The sequence below is a fragment of the Bacillus sp. M13(2017) genome (assembly GCF_002218325.1).
Taxonomy (GTDB): domain Bacteria; phylum Bacillota; class Bacilli; order Bacillales; family Bacillaceae_G; genus Bacillus_A; species Bacillus_A thuringiensis_K.
In genome coordinates this window covers 865,995-884,538 of the sequence record NZ_KZ268500.1, presented here as the reverse complement: position 1 = coordinate 884,538, position 18,544 = coordinate 865,995, and the positions used below count along the sequence as shown (strand labels likewise).

The following is an 18,544-nucleotide window of genomic DNA, read 5'->3' as shown; positions in this document are numbered from 1 at the left end:
TTTTATGTTCCAACTTAATACAAAATGAAATTTTTATAAAAATCTACATAGCTATTAATGTATGTTTCTTTGCTCTTTCACCGAAAATCACTACTGCATTAGGAAAAGGTGCGTTATCCTTACTTTCACCGAACTTTAACCTTCCTTTAACTAATCGTATCTCACCTTTCATACAATAATCGTGCCACCATCTTGTATCCGTTCTTGCTGGCAACAAACATACTACAGTGGATCCTGTTAATGAGGATTCATATGCTTTTTGAACCCATTTTCCTATACCTCGACCATACGGTGGATTCATCCAACATGTACCGGTCCATTCCTGTTTTAGTCCGTCCATTTCTGGAGTAAAGTACTTTTCGCATTTTGCATTGTCTTCTAATGCACATACGTCTAAATCAAAGTTGAACTCCTTATGTAATTCATCGAAGAAATATTGCGGTGTTGCCCATAAATCTGTTTTAGAAGTAAACATGCCTTTATTAATAGTCATGCCCTCCCTCCTTTCTAATAAAATAGCGTTTTGATTATAATTTATAATCATGTGCTGCCTGCCTTAAGAATTTTCTTACCGCGCTCTTCTCTCTTTCTACTGGGTTGATTACAAGCTCAGTCACCTTAAACCCCAGCAATTCAGCACCTTCTATATTCCCTCTAAGCAAATTGTGTAAATTATGACTATAATATTCATCCGTTACCTCAATCACTAATTCAAGCTTCTGACCAGCAGGAAATGTAAGTAATTTTGTAGCCGCTCTATATTCTTCATCTTCTTCCATTCGTTTATTGTGCCGACGTAATTTCTCTTCAAATTCTTCAGATTTACTTATCTTTATCATCCCGTCTCACCTTTCTCTCAAATAACGATTTTGTCTTACTCCTCAACCTAATAAAACTGTGTTAAAATTAACCCATAATTTGTAAGGAGGTATATAAAATGCTCTCACCATATACATGTGTATCTTGTGATCAACCTCTTATACAACACGATGAACATTCGTTTATTCATTACTGCATCAATCCAGATTGCGAAGAAGCAAAACTGGAATTATCTCTGTTGGAAGAGATGGGGTTGTGAATCCTATCTCTTTTCTTTACAATAAGGATTTTGTTTAAAACTCATTAACCTTATTGATTCCTTTGCATACATTACAATCACAAGGAATTCTACAGGTTTCCCTAGGCCAGTTACCTTGTATTCCTTGCACACCTTAAGGGAAGAATCCGTTTATAACAAACGGGTTCTTTTATTTTGGGTTATAAAATAACTATTTTGTAGTAATTATTTATAAATCGCCCCTAAACCTATATAATCTTTATATAAAAATATTATTTTTTTAAATTATAGGGGGATTTTTTTATGCTACAAGGCATTAATCATATTTGTTTTTCTGTATCAAACTTAGAAAAATCTATTGAATTCTATCAAAAAATACTTCAAGCAAAATTATTAGTAAAAGGTAGAAAATTAGCGTATTTTGATTTAAATGGATTATGGATTGCTTTAAATGTTGAAGAAGATATACCAAGAAATGAAATTAAGCAATCTTATACACATATAGCTTTCACTGTAACAAATGAAGAATTAGATCATTTAAAAGAATTATTAATTCAAAATGATGTTAATATTTTACCTGGTCGAGAAAGAGACGAGAGAGACCAAAGATCTCTTTACTTTACAGATCCAGATGGCCATAAGTTTGAGTTCCACACCGGTACTTTGCAAAACCGCTTAGAGTACTATAAAGAAGATAAAAAACATATGACTTTTTACATATAATAACGCTTTGGTTTATTTAAAACTAATTAACTATTATTTGAAAAATCGGAAACAATTATCTGATGTTTTTTCTTAATACTCGTGATATTATTTTGTTGCTGGTGTTCACCATCCCAAGAACTCAGCAACTGTATCCAAAACCTGTACTCTTTATATAATGAGAGTACAGGTTTTATTTATAGGTTTATCCCTCAATCATTTCTGTATATTTGTATAAAATTCAAATTTGGTCTTACTTCACATCAACACGTTTTTGACTTGCTTCCCGACTAAATCCGTCTGGGTATCTTGTTGCTAATTTAGATATATTCATTTGAGCGATATCTTCTAGGGTATATCCCATTTCATGAGACATGATTGAAATGTAGTACAAGATATCCCCTAACTCTAAAGCGATTTTATGCGTATTTCCTTCTTCTTCTCCTGGACAATGAGCTGGATCAAAACCATGCCCGTGGAAAATAGCTTTTTTTACAACATAGGCAACCTCACCAGCTTCTCCCGTAAGTCCTAATGCTGCATTTAAAACACGTCCACCGAAATCGTTATTTGTATTCCATGTACGTAATGCCGCTTCTTGATATTGATCTAATTCATTAATTTGATTGATATTCATTACATCTTGTCCTTCCTTTGATTTACTGATTAATTTTGTTACTCCAAATACACCGTTTTCCATTGTTTTCATTTTCATTCGCTCCTTCTAACCAATATTTTTCTTTTCTCTTTTTATCTTAAGTTTTGTAGTGGCTGCTTTTATCGGGTCCCATCCATAACTCAATCTAGACCTGAAAGTACTAGCGCTTATGCCGTTTGATTCAGCAATCTTAACAAGCTCCTTCCTATCAGTTTGTTTGCGGGTTGGAATACTTGCAGCATCTTTAGGATCCCAACCGTTATTTACCCTACTGTAAAAGGTGCTTGAATTAATTCCGTTTTCCGTCGCTAATTTTAACCATTTATTGTATTTACCTTCGTTCATATGCCAATATGTTCTCGGTGATGTAGTCAAAGCTTCTTGTAAGTCCCAACCGTACCTGTACATTCTCATGTAAAGAACCCTTCTACTAATACCATTTGCTTCTGCTTGCTGATATTCCTCATCAGCTAACCATCGATTGAAAGCCATCAATTTCCCCTCCTAATCTAGTTCCAGAAATTCTGCTCTAGTACGTTTTGAATTAGTTATCCTAATCTTCTGAATACCTTTCCCGTGCTCTTCTATAGCTGCATTCCAAGCTTCAACTTCAGTTTTAGCATCAAAACAATCCATCTTTTGCCGTTCCTCTTTATCGTAAAAATGCACTTCGTAGCTTGGATTCAAAAACTTTTCACTGGTACTTATTGCGGCATAGTTGAAACTACCCATAACATCATCAATAGTTAATTGCTTCATAATCGCATCCCCAGTTATTTTATTTTTTCTGTGATGGTAGTTGATACACGATCAACTTTCCCACCTTGCCAAGTGATTACTTGTTCCCCAAACCCTGTTACTGGAGGATTCAGTGGAGTAACCTCACCATTTTTAACCACATAAATTTTATTATCAGTAACATCGATTTCAACTTTCGTAGGCTTCATACGACTGAAATCCTCCTTTTTCTTGTTAGCTAACTTTTTGTTGCTTTTTACGTCGTAATTCTTGTTTCATTAACTCGAATTTAATTAAGTACGCTTTCCAACGCTTGTCATTTTCTTCTTGTTGTTGCTTCGCTACTTCACAATTACAACCGTTCGTTTCGATTACACCCGGATAAATTTCTTTACGAATAATTCCTGTATTACGGCATAATACACACATGTTTATTCCTCCTTTTACGCTTCTATAAATCTTTGTAAACGTTGCTTTGCTATCTCTCTTCTATAACTAGCGGCTTCATTTTTTACAGTTAGACTTGTTTCAACCATTCGGTCATACGAACGTTTTCCAACTTGGTTTTTCAGCTCTTTTGGTTCCAAATTACTCGTATATAAAGTAGGAAGTTCTTTTCTGTACCGACCATCAATGATATTGAACAATTTTTCTTCTACCCATTCCGTAGTTTTTTCTGCTCCAATATCATCTAATATAAGTAAGTCGCATTCTAAAAGTGCTCTCATAATTTGTGTTTCATTTTCTTTGTTTTCACTATTGAAGGTGCTGCGAATACGTTGTAATAATTCTGGAACGCTTTGAAATACGACAATGTATCCTTTTTTAGAAAGCTCATTTACAATCGCGGCTGCTAAGTGTGTTTTACCATTACCAGGTTCTCCCCAAAGCATTAACGATTCCCCGTTCCACTCTTTAAAAGTCTTCACGTATTCCACTGCAACTTTATAAGCAGTCTCTGATCCATTTCTATCTAGAAACGATTCAAATGTACTTTTGGAGAACCTTTCTCCTAAGTTACTAATGCTGAACAACTTTTCTATCTCTCTCTTCTTAGCAAAGTTTTGAGCTTCACGTATTTTTGCTTCTTCACGTTCTACAACACACTCACATGTAGGAAGTATTTTGTTTTTAATACGTAACTGCGGAACCTCTACAGTGATTACGGCGATATATTTATTACAGTGTTCGCATGTATACCCTTCCGTTTCTTCACTACAAGCCGATGTATTCACTATCCGAGTCATCACTCTTCCGATTGATTCCGACACGCTTTTTCACTCCTTTATTGCGTTGATATTCAGTTTCTAAAGCATCAACATCTTTTAAAGTTTTCACGTTATTGTTAACCCACTGTTTTAAAATGCCCTCAGCATAATTCCATTTCTTCTGCTGTTTCAAAGCACGTTCCATAGCTGCTTGTACAAGTTCTTCGCTTGTATCATTTACCCATTGAGCAATACTTTCGGCTATGAATGAATTTAAAATACCGAAATTATTTTCGTAGAAAGAGAAGATGCTACTACTACTTACATTCTCTGTAGTATTCTCTGTAGTAATCTCTGTATTTGTCTTACGTTTAAATGTAGGAGGCTCTTCCGTTTTATCGTAAGAGGGTGGTACATTTTGTTGTAATACCCTCTTACGTTCTAATGTAGGAGGGGTGCCATTCTCCCAATATAAAATTGATATTTTTTGTATTTCTTCAGGAATGGGCTCTATAAACATTACATTGTTACATCTAGTTCCATTTACAAATACCGTACGAAACTCGATACGGACTAACCTTCTGTCCTTCAAGTAATCACATGCATCTTTTACTTGTCTTTTTGTAAAACCAAATGAATCTGCAAATTGCTGATAGCTCTTTTGAAGCGTATCCGCTTTAAACTTTTGTTTATATCTCACATTATTTGAATGCTCATCTCTTACTTCTGTAGGTTTGTACCAATAAACAACCTCTCCTAATATGGAAATCGCGACCATATTTGGTTTTCCATTATCTAGTGTGAGTGTTTTAAACCAACCATGATCTATGACATTTCCACGGAAGTTCATCTGTCCTATTTGTAAAACTACGCTGTTCAAATCAGCCACTTCCTTTCACAAATCGCTATGTGCGATTCGCCACTTCTAATAATTTTCTTTATTTTGTAATGCGGATAACCATTTTTGAAATACTGTTCGATCATCTTCTTTAATTCATCCTTGCTCTCTGCTAAGTCCCAAAATTTATTAGGTAATAGCACTTGACATTCGATTAAATCCATGTACTATTTCCCTACTTTCCGTGATATACTTATAACAATTGTTTTTTCTTAAAGGACCCACTGCCATGGGTCTTTTTATTTTGTTCTACGTCACTCCAAGCCCATCGTTTTATTGGTTCGTAAGTAATGTAAAGCAACAATACACTGCATGCGATAAACATTGCGAATACTACTAACGATGTTGTATCTTCCACTAAATCACCTCCTTATGTATCAAACGGTAATTTTGTTAAAAATCCGAAATTTATTTTAACTAGCATTTGCTCCCACCTTTTGTGCTTCTACCCATTTAAGAAAATCTTCCGCTTTAACCCGTTTACTTTTTCCAATCACAATTGTTGGGAAATCCTTTCTCTTCATAAGTGCATATGCTGCTGATCGAGAAATATTTAAGAATTCTTGTACATCCTCTGCTTTCAGTGAGAATGGTAACTGTTTTATTTGGTACATGTTTTTAGCTCCTTTTCATTTTTTATTTAAGCCATCTTACAATTGAACTTTTTTGAAAAAAGTTTGATTTTCTTGAACCTCAACACCTAAAAAAAGATTATATATGTCTTCTTCTAATATTTTCGCTATTTGCATTGCATCATCTAATGTTGGAGTTGCGTAGCCAGTTTCCCAATTACTGATTACCGTTTTCTGTTTATTTATCAATGCTCCTAGTTGTTCCTGGGTAAAATTTTTACGTTTGCGAGCTTTAATTAAATTATGTCGTTTCTTTCCCATGATGACACCTCCTAAAATCCAACTTTCTTGAACTTGTTACACTCATTATATATCCAAGTTTTTTGTACTGTCAATAATAATATTTGAGTTTTTTGGATTTTTAAACAAAATTTTAAAAAACTAATGCAAAACTTTTACAAACAAAGTACAATTTAATTGTACTTTTAAATTAGAAAAACAGTTTACAGTTTTGGATATAATATATATGGGGTGAATTTATGACTATTTTAGGGCAAAGAATAAAACTTTCTAGAAAGAAACGTGGATTAACACAAGATGCATTAGCATTAAAAATAAAAGAAAAGTTGGATACGGAAACTAAAGTAACTAAAACTACAATTTCTAATTATGAAACAGGCTATAGTTCACCATCTAATGAAACTTTAGTTATCATTTCAGATGTATTAAACGTATCTGTCGATTATTTATTAGGCCGATCTGATGATCCGGAATTAAATGCAGTTCAGTTCACTGAATTAAGAAAAGAATTTAACGAACTAATTGACATGTTAGAAAAGATGCCAAAAGAAAAACAAGATATGTTACTGGATATGATGAAGGCTGCTGTAGGCCATAATAAAAAATGATTGTCAGCAATTGGGCTAACAATCATTTTTTTCTTTTTTTACTATGTTTTTTATATTCTCTACCAATTTTTTTTCATTCTCATCTGTAGTTAATGCTCCTAATTTTAACATTTCCCATAAAGTGCTCTCTAGTACATTTTCCATACTCGGTTCCCCCATCATCCTTAATTATTCAAAAATATCAAATTGTAGAAAATGAATAACCCCTTAAACGTACGAAATGCCATTGCACCCTTAGATGCAATGGCATTTTAATTTATTTGTTATCCTAAAGTACCTGGATCCATTTTCATTAGTTGTACTTCTTTTACTTTTCCTGTTGCCTGATTATCTTTAGTTGGTACCGAACTAATCGATAACACTGATAATGCGAGCGTACATGCAATAACTACACTAGCAATTATTTTTTTCATTCTCACTATCCCTCACTTTAAGATATCAAAAATTTTTATGTAGAATAAGTTTCCGTCCTTTAAGAACCGGTGATATGCCTTTTTTCTCAATTCTTCATCATTCATCGCAATCGATAAATAAAAATCTTGAGTTGCAGTTCGATTGCTGATTTGATTTAATATTTTGCAAGCTTCACTGTTCTTGTTTTGACGAATACACTGTAACGCAATTTCAGCGTCGTCATGTATATATTCTAATTTTACAGGAATATTATGAATAATACAACAGAAAGCAGTTGTATTTTCCACTAATTTTCTTTTTAGTAATGATTTGTTATTCTTAATCTTTCTTAATTCTGAAAGCGATAATTCAAAAAAATACAATGCTTTATCAGGATTACTGAAAATATAACTCTCAGCAAAAATACTAAGTGCTGTAGCTTTCAATAAACGCGGAATCTCTTGTTTCTCTAGTACATGCTGTAATAATTCCCTTGCCGTTTTTACTTCGTCTTGCATTAAACTTGCATATGCACAGATTATATTTAATTCTACTTCGTTTAATGTCTTTTCTAAGCCTTTTGGCATTTTATCAATTTTCTCCTGAATAATTCCTTGGAGAACAGTTAATACATTATATGCCCCTAAATCAAAATAACCATATACACTTAAAGTATTCACAAGAATATTCACACCTGTTTTATTTAAATTCACTTTTGTACGTAATGTTTCAATTTCTTTAAGAAACGCTCCCGATCTCAATGATTGAGTTTGTCTATCTAAACAAACTCGGAATATATCTCTATAATTATTAGTTACAGATTGTTTATAATCGTTCTCAACAAGATCATGAAGTAATTCCGTATAACCTGACTGATATAAATAATACATTGCAGTTCTTATATCAGCTTCTTTATCTGTATACTTTAAAAATTCTTGAACCACTGCCATCTTCTGTTCTTCAGAGTCAAGACCACTCAATATTTTAACTAATTTTGCGAAAGTCATAGGTACTTTTCCATTCAATGTTTTCCATAAATTTGACTGTGATAAATTTGTGATTTTTGAAAGCTTTACTGAATTTAATTCATCATCTAAAACAATACCACTTAAACTAGATACTTTATTCATAACGAAGCCTCCTTTGAACGCGAGACACCTTCCCTGAACTTTCTCAATAGAAAACCTATACCATTCAAGTTTTTTTAAAGTTTATATGTTATACTTGTGCTGACTCATGGCAAGTATTTTCCCTACCGTATTAGGGGAACAGCATAAGAGTGGCTGCACACTACTTTTGCTGCGCTATGGGTCTTTTTTGTTCTTATTTTTATATTTAAAATCAGTTTATCACAAGATTTAGAATCTTCCATTCAGTTTATTATCAAATCATGTTGAGAAAGTTTTTTTCGAAAATTCCTTTTTCACTAAGAATATTTTACCATCAAAAGAACACTTGTTCTAGTTTATTTTTAAATATAGTCCAAAAAATTAAGCAAATATAATATTTAGGGCAAATTATTTGGTATATATAGTCTAAAAATATTGCCTTATTTATAATAAAGGCATGAATACATTTGGAGAAAATTTAAAAAAATTTAGGAATGCTCGCACTTTAACACAAGCCGAATTCGGCGATAAAGTCCAATTAAGCCGTAGTCAGATTAGTAATTTGGAAACTAATTTTAATGAGCCGGATTTGGATTCGCTAGATCGTATCGCGTCATTTTTTGATATCTCTGTCGATACACTAATGGGCCGGAAATTCACGACAAGTGAAAAGCACTTAGAAAATGTTCTCGATGAAATTCAAACGGTTTTCGCAGGCCTAGATGAATCCCAACGAGAACAATTCTGTAAACAACTCAAGTTTTACACGCAATTCTTAAACGAGAAAAAAGAATTGTTATGAGTCGATTGTAGTAGAAAACATTTCCAATCGCAACGGTAAAAATTAACAAATTTTCACAAAAAAAGAGAGCACTTGGCTCTCTTTTTTTATATTCCTGTGCCTGGATCTTTTATGTATCCTCCACCTGCCCCAGGATCATACATCCCCATTCCGCCACCTGGATCTTTCCAATACCCTCCACCCGGATTTGGGTCATACTTCAATTGACTTCCACCTAAACCGCCTGGATCATAGTTATCTCGTTTCATTTTCTTAAACCTCCCGGTTCTTTTCGCCATCCACCGCCTGGATCAGTTGTATATCCCCCGCCTGGTCCTGGATCGAAAATACCCACTCCTGTCCCCGGATCGTATAACTTCCATCCTGTACCAGGTTTCTGTGATTCTTTAGAGTGTAATAACATAATTACCATCCTCCTGGATCAGTATTATTTTTTAAACCTCCACCACCTGGCTCATTCATTCTATGTCCACCTGGTTCTATTTTTAATCCTGCGCCCCCATTACCTGGATCAAGTACTAATGGACTTCCACCTGCTCCTCCTGGATCAGAAATTACCTTTGAACCTCCTGGGTCTTTTATGTAGCTTTTCATAATCTCACTCTCCCCTTTCTTTTATACACCTGTCCCCGGACCATAAATTGGTTTCCACCCTGTTCCTGGATCTTCGTCATATTTCCAACCGCCACCGCCTGGTTCGTTATGCCAACCTACACCAGGATCAGCTACTCTGTGACCACCAGGGTCCTTTGTGAATTCCTCCATATTTTCCCCTCCTTTATTTAATATACAAATATTGTAGCTCACTTCTTTTATATCTGTAAATTTCCTTTTACAGAAATTAGGCTTACATGCTATCATTTCTTATACCACTACCACATATCACAGCTTGTATCTAGAAAACGATTATGACGAGGTGAAAAATCATGGCATACTTTCGTAAACGTGGTGAGAAGTGGTCTTTTACCATGGATGTCGGCAAAGACCCTATCACAGGTAAACGGAAACAAATCACTAAAGGTGGCTTTAAAACAAAGAAAGCTGCTCAAGAAGAAGTGGCAAGAGTAACAAATGATTTAGCAAATGGGGATTACGAGAATAGTGATATTCGCTTTTCTCAGCTCGTAGAAATCTGGATGCAAGAAAAAGAATCATCATGTAGACCATCAACATTGTATCAATACAAACGCATTCTACGCTCACGTGTTATGCCTGAATTTGGCGAAAAGAGATTATCAGATATAAAACCATTGACTGTTCATAATTTTCACCAGAAGCTACTTAAAGAGGGTCTAACTACGAAATACATTTCATCTGTTGATGTTATGTTAAAACAAATCCTCGATAAAGGCGTAGAACTAGAAATGATTAACTCTAATCCTGCTAAGAAAGCTAAACGGCCTAAAGTTAAAAAGAAGTCGCAAGCTAGTTGGACAGTTGAACAAGCCATGAAGTTTATGGAGTATGCAAAAATACAAGGAAGCTATTATATTGCGTTTGTTTTAGCGTTGCATACAGGCATGCGGATCGGAGAAGTATTAGCTTTACAGTGGGATGATATTAATTTCAAAAACAAGACTATTCATGTACAAAGAACATTAACGCTTGTTGATGGAAAGTATGAATTAGGTGAGACAAAAACTGAAGCATCTAATCGTATAATCCCGATGACAGAAGAATTAATGGGAGAGTTGTTAGAATATCGAAGTCATAAGAAGGAGAATTCTTTCGACTTATTAATTTGCACAAGAAATAAAAAAATCGTGCATCCATATACGATACGCTACCAAATGAAAGCTTTGTGCGAAGCAATTGACGTACCGTATATTAGATTCCACGATATCCGAAGAACGTTTACAACTATTTTAATCGATTCTGGCGCAAATGCAAAGGTTGTTTCAAAATTGCTTGGTCATACAAATGTTTCTACAACTTTAAATATTTATACTGATGTTTATGAAGAACGTCAAATTGAAGTAACTGAAATGCTAGGAAATGTATTAAAAAGTGGTCGAAGTGGTCAAAATGTGGTCATCGTTGAAAATGAAGAGGATTAAAACCCGTATAACAAGTGGTATAATGCGTTTATAGTGTAAGTTTTTTCTTTACACTATAATGAAGTCATCATAGTAAATAATATATAGAGTATCACGTTTTTCAAAAAGATGCTACATCGAAAGGAGAGATTACCATAAAAGCTGGTGGTATTGTTGTTGAATATAACCCTTTTCATAACGGTCATCTTTATCATGTGCAACAGACAAAAAAGTTAACACAATCCGATATAATAATTGCCGTTATGAGTGGTCCTTTTTTACAGCGTGGTGAGCCCTCACTCATTTCCAAATGGTATCGCACTAAAATGGCCTTAGCAAACGGCGTAGACCTTGTTGTAGAGCTTCCATACGTCTTTGCAACACAAAAGGCTGAAACCTTCGCAAATGGTGCTATTTCCATTTTAAATGCTCTACGTGTTTCTGAAATTTGTTTCGGTAGTGAGGATGGACAAATCGAAAATTTTTATAATACCATCTCCGTACAAAAAAACGAAGAAGAGACTTTTAACTGCCTTGTAAAACAATTCATGGGCGCTGGTAATAGTTATGCAAAAGCAACATCGGATGCTTTCTCACACATTTTAACATCCGAAAAAAACATAGATATGTCACAACCAAATAATATTTTAGGCTTCCAATATATGAAAGCAATCCTGTCACAAAATAGCTCTATACAAGCTCAAACTATAAAAAGATTTGCCGCTCATTATCATGATGAAACATTTAGTGACCAACATATTGCAAGCGCGACAAGCATCCGAAAACAACTCTTTAGCGAAGAAGGATCATTTACAGCAATTGAACCTTTTCTCCCACAGGCAACCACTTCGCTTTTAGCAAATTACAAACAAAACTACGGGATATTACATAATTGGGAACAATACTTTTCATTTTTCAAATATAAACTCATGACGATGTCTCCAGGGGACTTACGACATATATATGAAATAGAAGAAGGTTTAGAGCATCGTATTTTATCAAAAATACAAAACAGTTCCTCCTTCTATTCATTCATGGAAGCATTAAAAACAAAACGTTATACATGGACTAGATTACAAAGAGCTTGTACACACATTTTAACAAACACAACAAAAGAGGAAATACGTAGCGCAAATATAGAACAACACGCACCATATATTCGCCTGCTAGGCATGTCACAAAAAGGACAAACTTATCTTTCAAAAAACAAGAAAAAAATCGAACTTCCAATCCTTACTCATACAAAAACATTTGACCATGCCGCTTTAGATATAGAGAAAAAAGCAAACTCTGTATATTTCTCCATCATGCACGAACCGTTACGCACGCAACTATTAAAACAGGATACAACACACCATCCTATTCGCTATGATGAAACATCTACAAAATTCCTATAAAAAAACCTCTCTATTTCAGAGAGGTTTTTCCTTATCCATCTTTTCTAAATATGTTAACGCATCATCCAGCGTATCTACTGGTACAATTTTCATTTTTGTTTTAATATCCTTTGCAGTCTCAAGTGCATCTTTATAGTTCGATTTCTCCGCACCTTTTTCATTTGGCGCAAAGAACACTTCAGCCCCGGCATCGCTAGCAGCCACCACTTTTTGATTTATACCACCAATCGGGCCCACTTCTCCTTTTTCATTAATTGTACCTGTTCCAGCTATTTCATGTCCTTTGGTTAAGTCTTCTTCCACAAGTTGATTATATATTTCTAATGTGAACATTAAACCTGCAGATGGTCCACCAATTTCATGAGAATTAATTTTCACTTTCGGATCGACCACTAATTCTCTTTCCGTAACGATAGAAACACCTATACCGACACGTCCATTCCCATTAGGAATCGTCTTTACATTTAAATTCTCTTTCAATTGTTTTCCATTTCTCATGTACTCAATACTTACAGCATCGCTTTCTTTTTTTCCAGTCATATATTCAATAAATTGCTCCGTCTTTTCAAAAGTTTTTCCATCAACAGCTATAATAACATCACCAAGCTTAAGCTTTCCTTCTGACGGCATTCCTTTTGCCACACCAGCAACTAATACACCTTTATTTTCAAAAGATACTGAGCGATTTGCACGTTTATATGCATTATAAATTGCTGCATTTTGTGAATCTTTCATCGCATAATTTTGGCGAAATTGATATTCTTCATCACTCTCACCTTTTTGCAATATTTCTTCCGCTTTCGAAATATGTGTATATTTATTAAACTGTGCCGCTATTAAATTCACCACATTTGCTGGTCCCATTGAAACCGTAACAAGCATAAAATCACCAGATTCTTTCGTTCCACCCTCAACTTGAACGTAAGGCTCTAATTTGGCAGCCATTCCTGGTTTTGTTACATAATACGGTAAACGTACGTAAACAAGTAACATCGCCAATATAACCCCTATTAAGATTGCATATATAAACCGAAAACGCTTAAACATTATGTTTCTCCTTCCACTGCTCAATTAATAAATAAATATTTGAAACATGTTTTTCTGCTTCTACTTCTCCAACTCGAATAATATCTTCAATGTTTGTAAAAGCACGTGAACTAAATTGCTCTACAGCTGGTCGCATCATTAAATCCGATGCAATTTGCCGATTCATTACAAGCTCATGCTGCATAATTTCAATACTTTGCATGATTACGTCATAAATGGACGTAACATCGCCATTCACCTTAATTGGAGATACATCAACAGCGATAACAATATCGGCCCCTAACTCTTTCACAACCGATACTGGGATGCGATCAATGACTCCACCATCCACTAATAATCGTCCATCTATTTTTTCTGGTACAAACACTCCAGGAACAGATATGCTAGCCCTCACCGCATCTGCAACTGGCCCACTTGTAAAAACCACTTTTTCCCCCTTCAATATGTCAGTAGCCACAACAGCCGTCGGGATATCTAACTCTTCTAAATTTTTATTATATGTAAACATTTTAATCATATCTTTGACACGTTTTCCAGCAATAAATCCCATTTTCGGTACCGTGAAATCTAAATAATACTTCCGCTTAAAAACAGATGCCAATTTATACAATCTTTCAACGTTACTACTTGCCGCATAAAACGTACCTATTAACGCCCCCATACTACTTCCTGCAATCATGTGAATAGGGATACCCGCTTCCCTTAAAACCTTTATTACACCAATATGAGCAAACCCTTTCGCTCCTCCAGACCCAAGTGCTAAACCAATCTTTGGTTCTTTCATTTTTCTCACCCTTTAATTTTTTTCATTCCTTTTTCATACTTATGGTCTAAATTCACTACGTATCCACGTATACTGAAATGAACGTTTTTTGGGACAAAGGGGGATTTACTTACATGTATGAAAAATGGAAAACCGCTTTCCTTACCATATCAACGCTATTTTTAACCTTTTCTCTTGTACTCCACCCCCAAGCCGCTTTGCAAGCTTCTATTCGCGGGTTAAATATATGGTGGGAAGTTGTATTCCCTTCACTACTACCGTTTTTCATCATTGCGGAACTTCTAATTAGTATCGGTGTTGTAAAATTTATTGGCGTTATATTAGAACCACTCATGCGCCCACTTTTTCGCGTTCCAGGGATAGGCGGATTTGTTTGGGCGATGGGAATGGCTTCTGGTTTCCCTGCAGGCGCCAAATTAAGCGCTAGACTACGAAAAAGCAATCTTTTAACTCAGATTGAAGCGGAGCGCCTCGTTTCTTTCACAAATTCTTCTAATCCACTTTTTATTTTCGGTGCTGTTTCTATCGGTTTTTTTAATAATCCGAAATTAGGAATTATATTAGCCGCTGCCCATTATTTCAGTAACTTTGCTGTCGGATTAATTATGCGTTTTCACGGCGATAATACCGCTTACAAAAATAATACACACACTACAAAAAAACGTCGTTTTCAAAACCCTTTTTTAATTCTCCACGAGACGCGCTTACAAGAAAAAAGACCAATTGGTAAATTACTTGGGGATGCTATTGTTTCTTCTATTCAAACATTACTTATGATTGGTGGATTTATTATTTTATTCTCTGTGTTAAATAAAATGATTACTGTATTCCACATTACAGCAGCTCTTTCTTTTATTATGCAATATATTTTATCATTCTTCCAACTAAGTACAGATTTTAGTATACCTATATTATCAGGTATTTTCGAAATGACACTCGGAAGCCAAATGATTAGTCAAATAAATGAAACACCGCTCTTACAACAAGCTATGGTAACAAGCTTCATTTTAGCATTTAGCGGTCTTTCTATTCAGGCACAAATTGCTAGCATATTAGCTGAAACAGATATCCGATTTAAACCCTATTTTTTCGCACGAATTATTCAAAGTATCCTTGCCCCTATTTTTACATTTGTATTTTGGACACCGTTTTATGAGAAAGTGAGTTCTTTCTCACCTATGCCACAAGATATTCCTGTATTTTTATCCAAGCACCCTTCTATACTACATGAAATTTGGACATCTTTTATACATTACGGACCAATTTTCACATTATTTTGTCTATACTTATATGTAATTTTATTATTTTTGCGCACGTATAAAGAAAAACCCCGTTCACTTTAACGGGGTTTGAAACTTTTCTTTTAAAGCACGCTCTACAATAGGAGGTACAAGATCTACTACACTTCCTCCATACCTCGCAACTTCTTTCACAATACTCGAACTTAAAAATGAATATTGGTTGTTTGTCATAATAAAAAATGTTTCAATATTTTCATCTAATTTTCGATTCATAGAAGTAATTTGCATCTCATATTCAAAATCAGAAACTGCTCGTAAACCACGTAATATTGCATTTGCATTACGCATCTTTGCATACTCTACTAATAGCCCACTATGCGAATCTACTTTTACATTCGGGATATCCTTTGTCGCTTCTCGAATTAGTTCTAATCGCTCTTCAACTGAGAAGAATGGTTTTTTTGATGAATTGTTTAAAACGACTACGTACACTTCATCAAATACTTTTGCTCCCCTTTTAATAATATCCAGATGCCCAAGGGTAATTGGATCAAAACTTCCTGAAGAAATAGCTATACTTGTCATTCTGTCCCCTCACCTTCATACTTATAAATCGATATTGCAGTAATCCCATAATTCTCAGCTCGTACTTTTACAAGCCTACCTATTGAATTAGGTAAAACCACATCATTACCATGCTCTGCCATAATTAATCCATCACTATGCAGCAATCCATGTTGATCCATTACACTAATTAAAGATACAATTTTTTGCTCTTTATATGGAGGATCTATTAATATAAGATCGAATGACATTTCACGTTTTATTAACGCCTTTACTGCACGTTCCGCATCATTTCGATATACTTCAGCTTGTTCCTGTATTCTACAACTTTCTAAATTTTGATGAATTACTTTTATCGCTTTACTATCCCGATCAACAAAAATTGCTTTATCGATCCCTCTGCTCAAAGCTTCAATTCCAAGACCACCGCTACCACCAAATAAATCAAGGGCGATACCACCATCAAAATAAGGACCTATCATATTAAAAATAGATTCTTTTACTTTATCTGTCGTTGGACGTGTTGTATTACCAGGAACCGCTTTAAGTGGGTGTCCTTTACATTTTCCTGAAACTACTCTCATCTGTTGTCACTACCTTTATTTCAATCTATCGAGGGATTATTGAAAGCCATTTCCACTTCGGTAACCGCTAACAAACCACATTCACCTAACTATAGGAAAACTCGGCCTTAAATAACCTCTCGTTATTTATATATATTCATCTCATCATTCACTAATATGAACCCAATATGTATATTAGTTCCACTTTATCTTTTTTATCCTATCACAAAATAAAAAAAAGAAAAATAAAAAGCCCAACATAAAATTTAATTTCATTATGTATATCTTCATTTAGATTGGACATAAATAATTATAACAACATCACCTTCGATGTTGTTGCCAACCGCGGAGAAGACTTACGTTTCCCCATAAGTTCTTCCTCCGGTTTCTCCTCTCCCTTTGCCTTCTTACTAGTACATGCTAGTATAAGAAGGGCCCTGCTATGCAGGGTTTTTTTTCTTTGTGTGCTTTTCATTTAAAAAGTGAAATGGTACAGTAAAAGAAAGAGGAGGAAAAGATATGATTCAACGCTTTATAGAACTTGGAGAAGGCTACTCTGATTTATATGAATTACTTGAAATTGCCAAAACAAATCAAGAACGTATAGCACATATGTTACAATTTGAAACGATAAAAAACGATAAAAAAGTGTGTTCGCTTGTTGTAATATTAAAACCAACTACTACTGGTGATTTCCAACCATTATACATATGTCGTGAAGGCATTCCTGTATTTGAAAATAAAAAAAGTAAACGTGTCATTTTATTTGAAGAAACGGCAGAACAACTTGGGAAAAAAGTGGCTACCTTTACTGTAAAACCATCTACAACTTTCCCAGAAAAAGAACTATTTTTTAATCATTTAATTGGTATTTTACGAATGAACAATTTCATTCCTCCGATGAAATAACACGTTATTTCAAGTGAAAAATCCCCCGCTAAATTTAGCAGGGGATTTTTTCTATTAGCTATAATCGTATTCTTTTGCTCGATCAGGACGAGAATTTTCAAATTCCGTTTTTAAATACGGGCGATACGACTGTTCTATCTTTTTCACAAAAGGAAGTTTGTTCAACTTATGCATCATATGCTCAATTTGTTCCATATCACAATATACTACAGCATATTTTAATCGTTTTGATATGTAATGTATGTTACCATATTTCCTTAAAATCTTGGCATGTTTCAATGAATGTAAATAAACAATCATACTTTGTCGTTGCCCGAACATAATCTTCTCCATCTTCTCCTTTTAAAAACATATATTTTATATTCTATGAAAACCGATCAGAAATTTATAACATTACAGGACAAACTCTGTATACGTTTTCTTCCAACTTCTAAAAAACGGGGTACATCACCCCGTTTTTTTACAACCACAACCTCCGCCAGTACCACAGCCTCCACCACAGCCACCAGCATCAAAGAATGGATTTCCTGTTGGCACTTTAATGGAAGCAGACACTTCCGAACCGATTGCTACACTAACTTCGTCTAATAACTTCTGCAAAGCAGTTTCTGCTCTTTTAAAAGCTGCAACCTTATCATGTAAGTCCACAGAACGCTTTAATTCTCTCATTTTCATCGAAACGGTAGTATAGTCAGGATGGTATTTTCCAAAACGCTGTACTTCCTCATACCGTTCTTTCATCGCTGTAAATTGCTGAATTAGCGTCTGAAGTTCCATATCTTCATGTAATTCTCTATAATACTTACGATAATCTTCTGCTATATCTGAACAGATAATCGCTTTTGCAAGCTGCTCTGCCTTATCTAATATTAATACGCTTTCTAGCGTCGCTACAATCATGAGAGACACCTCCGAGTATCCATCATACCACATTTAGATTAGAACTACTAATTGAAGT

General features: G+C 34.6%; 34 protein-coding genes. 8 read left to right on the top strand and 26 right to left on the bottom strand.

The window, feature by feature from the left end:
* Nucleotides 1-43: 43 nt before the first annotated feature.
* Both CGQ22_RS05180 and CGQ22_RS05175 read right to left on the bottom strand, forming a co-directional pair.
* Nucleotides 44-493 carry a DNA N-6-adenine-methyltransferase gene (locus CGQ22_RS05180; protein WP_089148329.1) on the bottom strand — a complete coding sequence of 150 codons (450 nt, stop codon included), beginning with the start codon at nt 491-493 and terminating at the stop codon, nt 44-46.
* Between the two features lie 34 nt (nt 494-527).
* The gene (locus CGQ22_RS05175) at nt 528-839 is read right to left on the bottom strand and encodes a hypothetical protein (RefSeq protein ID WP_089148328.1); all 312 of its coding nucleotides are present in this window, start codon (nt 837-839) and stop codon (nt 528-530) included.
* Nucleotides 840-937: 98 nt separating this feature from the next.
* Here CGQ22_RS05175 and CGQ22_RS31850 point away from each other — a divergent pair, with 98 nt between their 5' ends.
* Both CGQ22_RS31850 and fosB read left to right on the top strand, forming a co-directional pair.
* Nucleotides 938-1,078: a hypothetical protein gene (locus tag CGQ22_RS31850; RefSeq protein ID WP_175423369.1), complete on the top strand. Its 141-nt coding sequence runs from the start codon at nt 938-940 to the stop codon at nt 1,076-1,078.
* 282 nt (nt 1,079-1,360) lie between these two features.
* Nucleotides 1,361-1,780: a FosB/FosD family fosfomycin resistance bacillithiol transferase gene (fosB, locus tag CGQ22_RS05170; RefSeq protein ID WP_089148327.1), complete on the top strand. Its 420-nt coding sequence runs from the start codon at nt 1,361-1,363 to the stop codon at nt 1,778-1,780.
* Between the two features lie 232 nt (nt 1,781-2,012).
* On the opposite strand, the gene CGQ22_RS05165 is transcribed toward fosB, so the two are convergent.
* From CGQ22_RS05165 to CGQ22_RS05115, 11 genes are read right to left on the bottom strand one after another with little or no spacing between them, the layout of a single operon-like run.
* Nucleotides 2,013-2,468, bottom strand: a complete 456-nt coding sequence (locus CGQ22_RS05165) for a nucleoside triphosphate pyrophosphohydrolase family protein (RefSeq protein ID WP_089148326.1) — start codon at nt 2,466-2,468, stop codon at nt 2,013-2,015.
* 15 nt (nt 2,469-2,483) lie between these two features.
* Nucleotides 2,484-2,909 (bottom strand): hypothetical protein, encoded by a 426-nt coding sequence (locus CGQ22_RS05160; RefSeq protein WP_089148325.1) that lies wholly within the window; start codon nt 2,907-2,909, stop codon nt 2,484-2,486.
* A 12-nt stretch (nt 2,910-2,921) separates the two neighbouring features.
* Nucleotides 2,922-3,176 (bottom strand): hypothetical protein, encoded by a 255-nt coding sequence (locus CGQ22_RS05155; RefSeq protein WP_089148324.1) that lies wholly within the window; start codon nt 3,174-3,176, stop codon nt 2,922-2,924.
* A 14-nt stretch (nt 3,177-3,190) separates the two neighbouring features.
* Nucleotides 3,191-3,364 carry a DUF3954 domain-containing protein gene (locus CGQ22_RS05150; RefSeq protein ID WP_000805174.1) on the bottom strand — a complete coding sequence of 58 codons (174 nt, stop codon included), beginning with the start codon at nt 3,362-3,364 and terminating at the stop codon, nt 3,191-3,193.
* Between the two features lie 25 nt (nt 3,365-3,389).
* Nucleotides 3,390-3,584: a hypothetical protein gene (locus CGQ22_RS05145; RefSeq protein WP_089148323.1), complete on the bottom strand. Its 195-nt coding sequence runs from the start codon at nt 3,582-3,584 to the stop codon at nt 3,390-3,392.
* 14 nt (nt 3,585-3,598) lie between these two features.
* Nucleotides 3,599-4,402, bottom strand: a complete 804-nt coding sequence (locus CGQ22_RS05140) for an ATP-binding protein (protein WP_089148322.1) — start codon at nt 4,400-4,402, stop codon at nt 3,599-3,601.
* Nucleotides 4,371-5,243 (bottom strand): DnaD domain-containing protein, encoded by an 873-nt coding sequence (locus tag CGQ22_RS05135; RefSeq protein ID WP_089148321.1) that lies wholly within the window; start codon nt 5,241-5,243, stop codon nt 4,371-4,373. The genes CGQ22_RS05140 and CGQ22_RS05135 overlap by 32 nt, the downstream gene beginning before the upstream one ends.
* A complete protein-coding gene (locus CGQ22_RS05130; protein ID WP_089148320.1) occupies nt 5,240-5,425 on the bottom strand; it encodes a hypothetical protein in 186 nt (61 codons plus the stop codon). Before CGQ22_RS05130 ends, CGQ22_RS05135 begins: the two co-directional genes overlap by 4 nt.
* A gap of 29 nt (nt 5,426-5,454) precedes the next feature.
* Nucleotides 5,455-5,619, bottom strand: coding sequence for a hypothetical protein (locus CGQ22_RS31845; RefSeq protein ID WP_044821776.1), 165 nt, complete (start codon nt 5,617-5,619; stop codon nt 5,455-5,457).
* 55 nt (nt 5,620-5,674) lie between these two features.
* Nucleotides 5,675-5,875: a helix-turn-helix domain-containing protein gene (locus CGQ22_RS05120; protein ID WP_000284332.1), complete on the bottom strand. Its 201-nt coding sequence runs from the start codon at nt 5,873-5,875 to the stop codon at nt 5,675-5,677.
* Between the two features lie 36 nt (nt 5,876-5,911).
* Entirely contained in the window at nt 5,912-6,154 is a 243-nt protein-coding gene (locus CGQ22_RS05115; RefSeq protein WP_089148319.1) for a helix-turn-helix transcriptional regulator, read from the bottom strand.
* Nucleotides 6,155-6,372: 218 nt separating this feature from the next.
* Here CGQ22_RS05115 and CGQ22_RS05110 point away from each other — a divergent pair, with 218 nt between their 5' ends.
* Nucleotides 6,373-6,741, top strand: a complete 369-nt coding sequence (locus CGQ22_RS05110) for a helix-turn-helix domain-containing protein (protein WP_000153812.1) — start codon at nt 6,373-6,375, stop codon at nt 6,739-6,741.
* Between the two features lie 15 nt (nt 6,742-6,756).
* Here CGQ22_RS05110 and CGQ22_RS32340 read toward each other — a convergent pair whose 3' ends face one another.
* From CGQ22_RS32340 to CGQ22_RS05100, 3 genes are all read right to left on the bottom strand, one after another.
* Nucleotides 6,757-6,885 carry a hypothetical protein gene (locus CGQ22_RS32340; protein ID WP_000432511.1) on the bottom strand — a complete coding sequence of 43 codons (129 nt, stop codon included), beginning with the start codon at nt 6,883-6,885 and terminating at the stop codon, nt 6,757-6,759.
* Between the two features lie 119 nt (nt 6,886-7,004).
* Nucleotides 7,005-7,154, bottom strand: coding sequence for a hypothetical protein (locus tag CGQ22_RS31840; protein WP_000719898.1), 150 nt, complete (start codon nt 7,152-7,154; stop codon nt 7,005-7,007).
* Between the two features lie 12 nt (nt 7,155-7,166).
* On the bottom strand, nt 7,167-8,264 hold the full coding sequence (locus CGQ22_RS05100) for an AimR family lysis-lysogeny pheromone receptor (RefSeq protein WP_089148318.1): 1,098 nt from the start codon (nt 8,262-8,264) through the stop codon (nt 7,167-7,169).
* Between the two features lie 436 nt (nt 8,265-8,700).
* Here CGQ22_RS05100 and CGQ22_RS05095 point away from each other — a divergent pair, with 436 nt between their 5' ends.
* Nucleotides 8,701-9,045: a helix-turn-helix domain-containing protein gene (locus CGQ22_RS05095; protein WP_001091277.1), complete on the top strand. Its 345-nt coding sequence runs from the start codon at nt 8,701-8,703 to the stop codon at nt 9,043-9,045.
* A gap of 86 nt (nt 9,046-9,131) precedes the next feature.
* On the opposite strand, the gene CGQ22_RS31835 is transcribed toward CGQ22_RS05095, so the two are convergent.
* From CGQ22_RS31835 to CGQ22_RS31825, 4 genes are read right to left on the bottom strand one after another with little or no spacing between them, the layout of a single operon-like run.
* Nucleotides 9,132-9,293, bottom strand: coding sequence for a hypothetical protein (locus CGQ22_RS31835; protein ID WP_175423370.1), 162 nt, complete (start codon nt 9,291-9,293; stop codon nt 9,132-9,134).
* A complete protein-coding gene (locus CGQ22_RS31830) occupies nt 9,290-9,448 on the bottom strand; it encodes a hypothetical protein (protein WP_080448604.1) in 159 nt (52 codons plus the stop codon). Before CGQ22_RS31830 ends, CGQ22_RS31835 begins: the two co-directional genes overlap by 4 nt.
* Before the next feature lie 2 nt (nt 9,449-9,450).
* Nucleotides 9,451-9,639, bottom strand: a complete 189-nt coding sequence (locus CGQ22_RS05085; RefSeq protein ID WP_029438037.1) for a hypothetical protein — start codon at nt 9,637-9,639, stop codon at nt 9,451-9,453.
* Between the two features lie 21 nt (nt 9,640-9,660).
* Nucleotides 9,661-9,810 carry a hypothetical protein gene (locus tag CGQ22_RS31825; RefSeq protein ID WP_033694515.1) on the bottom strand — a complete coding sequence of 50 codons (150 nt, stop codon included), beginning with the start codon at nt 9,808-9,810 and terminating at the stop codon, nt 9,661-9,663.
* Between the two features lie 161 nt (nt 9,811-9,971).
* Here CGQ22_RS31825 and CGQ22_RS05075 point away from each other — a divergent pair, with 161 nt between their 5' ends.
* Both CGQ22_RS05075 and CGQ22_RS05070 read left to right on the top strand, forming a co-directional pair.
* On the top strand, nt 9,972-11,102 hold the full coding sequence (locus CGQ22_RS05075) for a site-specific integrase (protein ID WP_086395433.1): 1,131 nt from the start codon (nt 9,972-9,974) through the stop codon (nt 11,100-11,102).
* Between the two features lie 194 nt (nt 11,103-11,296).
* Nucleotides 11,297-12,478 (top strand): nucleotidyltransferase, encoded by a 1,182-nt coding sequence (locus CGQ22_RS05070; RefSeq protein ID WP_254704089.1) that lies wholly within the window; start codon nt 11,297-11,299, stop codon nt 12,476-12,478.
* Between the two features lie 15 nt (nt 12,479-12,493).
* Here CGQ22_RS05070 and CGQ22_RS05065 read toward each other — a convergent pair whose 3' ends face one another.
* Nucleotides 12,494-13,525, bottom strand: a complete 1,032-nt coding sequence (locus CGQ22_RS05065; RefSeq protein WP_000476298.1) for a SepM family pheromone-processing serine protease — start codon at nt 13,523-13,525, stop codon at nt 12,494-12,496.
* Nucleotides 13,518-14,309 (bottom strand): patatin-like phospholipase family protein, encoded by a 792-nt coding sequence (locus tag CGQ22_RS05060; RefSeq protein WP_000662590.1) that lies wholly within the window; start codon nt 14,307-14,309, stop codon nt 13,518-13,520. Before CGQ22_RS05060 ends, CGQ22_RS05065 begins: the two co-directional genes overlap by 8 nt.
* Before the next feature lie 113 nt (nt 14,310-14,422).
* Here CGQ22_RS05060 and ylbJ point away from each other — a divergent pair, with 113 nt between their 5' ends.
* A complete protein-coding gene (ylbJ, locus tag CGQ22_RS05055) occupies nt 14,423-15,652 on the top strand; it encodes a sporulation integral membrane protein YlbJ (protein WP_000273081.1) in 1,230 nt (409 codons plus the stop codon).
* Here ylbJ and coaD read toward each other — a convergent pair.
* Together coaD and rsmD are read right to left on the bottom strand one after the other, a co-directional pair.
* Nucleotides 15,644-16,135 (bottom strand): pantetheine-phosphate adenylyltransferase, encoded by a 492-nt coding sequence (coaD, locus tag CGQ22_RS05050; RefSeq protein WP_000200601.1) that lies wholly within the window; start codon nt 16,133-16,135, stop codon nt 15,644-15,646. The two genes, ylbJ and coaD, sit on opposite strands and share 9 nt — an antisense overlap.
* Complete coding sequence (gene rsmD / locus CGQ22_RS05045; protein ID WP_001266977.1) at nt 16,132-16,698, bottom strand: 16S rRNA (guanine(966)-N(2))-methyltransferase RsmD; 567 nt, start codon at nt 16,696-16,698, stop codon at nt 16,132-16,134. The genes coaD and rsmD overlap by 4 nt, the downstream gene beginning before the upstream one ends.
* 498 nt (nt 16,699-17,196) lie before the next feature.
* Between rsmD and CGQ22_RS05040 the strand changes: the two genes are divergently transcribed.
* Nucleotides 17,197-17,586, top strand: a complete 390-nt coding sequence (locus CGQ22_RS05040; RefSeq protein ID WP_000616017.1) for a DUF7147 family protein — start codon at nt 17,197-17,199, stop codon at nt 17,584-17,586.
* A 54-nt stretch (nt 17,587-17,640) separates the two neighbouring features.
* Here the strand turns inward: CGQ22_RS05040 and CGQ22_RS05035 are convergent, their stop codons facing one another.
* Together CGQ22_RS05035 and CGQ22_RS05030 are read right to left on the bottom strand one after the other, a co-directional pair.
* The gene (locus tag CGQ22_RS05035) at nt 17,641-17,907 is read right to left on the bottom strand and encodes a YlbG family protein (RefSeq protein ID WP_002082261.1); all 267 of its coding nucleotides are present in this window, start codon (nt 17,905-17,907) and stop codon (nt 17,641-17,643) included.
* Nucleotides 17,908-18,033: 126 nt separating this feature from the next.
* A complete protein-coding gene (locus CGQ22_RS05030) occupies nt 18,034-18,486 on the bottom strand; it encodes a YlbF/YmcA family competence regulator (protein WP_000634365.1) in 453 nt (150 codons plus the stop codon).
* Between the last annotated feature and the right edge of the window lie 58 nt (nt 18,487-18,544).